We start from the raw sequence: 2,746 nt of genomic DNA, 5'->3' as shown, positions 1-2,746 counted from the left end.
TGTCGCACAATCTTTGTGCGGTATTGCCTGAACAGGCTCTTACGCCAAATTGAAAGGAGATATGATTTGTGACAAAATCCGTAGTATGTATTCTGATTGCTATTCTTGTCTATATGGGCATGATGGTCGTGATCGGTGCTGTGTATTCCAAAAAGAACAGCAGTGTCGGCGATTTTTATCTGGGCGGCCGGCGGCTCGGACCGGTGGTTTCTGCCATGAGTGCAGAGGCTTCGGACATGAGCAGCTATCTGCTCATGGGTCTGCCGGGGCTGGCGTATCTGAACGGCTGTGCAGAGGTAGGCTGGACTGCCATTGGTCTGGCGATCGGCACCTATCTGAACTGGCTGCTGGTGGCGAAACGCCTCCGCGTGTATTCTCAGCGTTGCCGGAACTCCATTACCATTCCTGACTTCTTTTCCAACCGGTATCGGGACGATAAGCACGTGCTGATGGGCATTGCGGCAGTCATCATTCTGATATTTTTCGTGCCGTATACCGCTTCGGGTTTCTCCGCCTGCGGCAAGCTGTTCAATCAGCTGTTCGGCTGGAACTATCACATGGCAATGATCATCAGTGCGGTCATCATCATTTCCTACACCTGTCTGGGCGGCTTTCTGGCGGCAAGCTTTACCGACCTGATCCAGAGCATCGTTATGACTTCGGCTCTGGTGGTGCTGGTGATCTATGGCGTACATACTGCCGGCGGACTGGACAACGTATTGGAAAATGCCAAGGGTATTGAAAATTACCTTAGCTTTACCAGCACCCGCACCGCAGAGGGCGAAGCCGTTTCGTTCGGCGGACTGAGTATCATTTCCACGCTGGCGTGGGGACTGGGTTACTTTGGCATGCCGCATATTCTCCTGCGGTTCATGGCGATCGATGACAAGAACAAGGTCAAGATCTCCCGCCGCATTGCTTCTGTCTGGGTAGTGCTGGCAATGGGCGTGGCAGTATTCATTGGTATCATCGGCAACGCCCTGACGGTAAACGGCACGGTTGCTCCGCTTGAAACCTCTTCCAAGGCGGAAACCATTGTGCTGGAAATGGCAACGGTATTGAGCAAACACAGCGTGGGAGCTGCCCTGATCGCCGGACTGATCTTCGCAGGCATTCTGGCGTGCACCATGTCTACTTCCGACTCGCAGCTGCTGGCGGCTTCGTCCAGTATGTCGGAGAACCTGCTGAAAGGCGTGTTCCATATTAAGCTGTCGGAAAAGCAGTCCATGATCGCAGCACGTGCCGTCCTGCTGATTATTGCAGTGCTGGGCATTGTGCTGGCGTGGGATCAGAACAGTTCTGTATTCCGCGTGGTTTCCTTTGCATGGGCAGGTTTCGGTGCGACTTTCGGACCGGTAATGCTGACCTCGCTGTTCTGGAAGCGTTCCAACAAGTATGGTGCACTGGCGGGGCTGATTACCGGCGGTGTGATGATTTTCGTATGGAAATTTGCCATCAGTAAGCTGGGCGGCATGTTTGCCATTTATGAGCTGCTGCCGGCATTCCTGTGTGCACTGATCGCGATCGTTGTGGTTTCGCTGCTGACCAAGGCTCCGGAACAGGAGATCGTAGACGAGTTTGAAGCAGTTTCTGCGGAGATGAAGCAGAAGTAAAACGCTGACAAGTGAATGTTGCAAAAAGCTGGTTCCTGTATGTGCAGGGGCTGGCTTTTTTTGTTACTTAAATGCGAATGAAATACTGAAATTTACAAAATATCGCAAAAATGGTTGTTTTTTCTTTTTCTTTTTGAGCTATAATGTAAAAAACGTTGAATCTTGACTAATTTGAGGAGGATGCAGTTGATGAGGTTTTGGAAAAAAGTTCTTGCATCAGTGACCGTAGGCGTGCTTTGCGTGAGCGGTGTGGGGCTGTCTGGGGTGGAGAGTGTGCAAGAAAGCGTGGGAACAGTGTTATCGGCGAGTGCTTACGATGGCACATATGAAGGTTTGCATTATAATGTGACGGATACAGGAGAAATCGAAATCGCCAAATGCAATAAAGATGCTGCTACAGTAGTGAATATTCCCACAGAAATCGATGGAAAGCCCGTGACGAGCATCGGAAAGCATGCTTTTTCCGGCTTCAGTCTGACGGAAATCACGATCCCGGACAGCGTGGCGAGCATCGGAGAGTATGCTTTTTACGGCTGTACCAGTCTGACGGAAATCACGATTCCGGACAGCGTGACGAGTATTGGAGATTGTTCTTTTTGGGGCTGTACCAGTCTGACCGAAATCACGTTACCAGATAGTGTGACGTATATTGGATATAAAGCTTTTCTTGATACACCTTGGTTAAAGATAAAACAAGCAGAAAATCCATTGGTAATTGTTAATCATATTTTGATTGATGGAACAACTTGTACTGGCTCTGTCTCAATACCCAGTGGTGTGACGAGTATCGGAGTGTGGGCTTTTGACGGCTGTATCAGTCTGACTGAAATCACGATTCCGGACAGTGTGACGAGTATTGGATGGTATGCTTTTGACGAATGTATCAGTTTGACCAAAATCACAATCCCGGACAGCGTGACGAGTATCGGAGGGCGTGCTTTTGACGGCTGTATCAGTCTGACTGAAATCACGATTCCGGACAGCGTGACAAGTATCGAGAGTACTTTTGAGGGTTGTACCAGTCTGACCGAAATCACGATCCCGAATAGCGTGACGAGTATTGGATATTATACTTTTTCTGACTGTACCAGACTGACCAAAATCACGATTCCGGACAGCGTGACGAGTATTGG

Annotated in this window: 2 protein-coding genes; both read left to right on the top strand. The window is 49.6% G+C overall.

The features are described 5' to 3' along the window. Nucleotides 1-68 precede the first annotated feature (68 nt). Nucleotides 69-1,613, top strand: coding sequence for a sodium/proline symporter (locus RUMCAL_RS00510; protein ID WP_040646318.1), 1,545 nt, complete (start codon nt 69-71; stop codon nt 1,611-1,613). A gap of 189 nt (nt 1,614-1,802) precedes the next feature. Then, on the top strand, nt 1,803-2,746 hold a 944-nt coding region (locus RUMCAL_RS15735), incomplete at its 3' end, for a leucine-rich repeat domain-containing protein (RefSeq protein ID WP_169725969.1).

The organism is Ruminococcus callidus ATCC 27760 (assembly GCF_000468015.1).
Classification (GTDB): Bacteria; Bacillota; Clostridia; order Oscillospirales; family Ruminococcaceae; genus Ruminococcus_C; species Ruminococcus_C callidus.
Note: the sequence above shows the minus strand (reverse complement) of the source record. Positions and strands in the feature narration are given on the sequence as shown.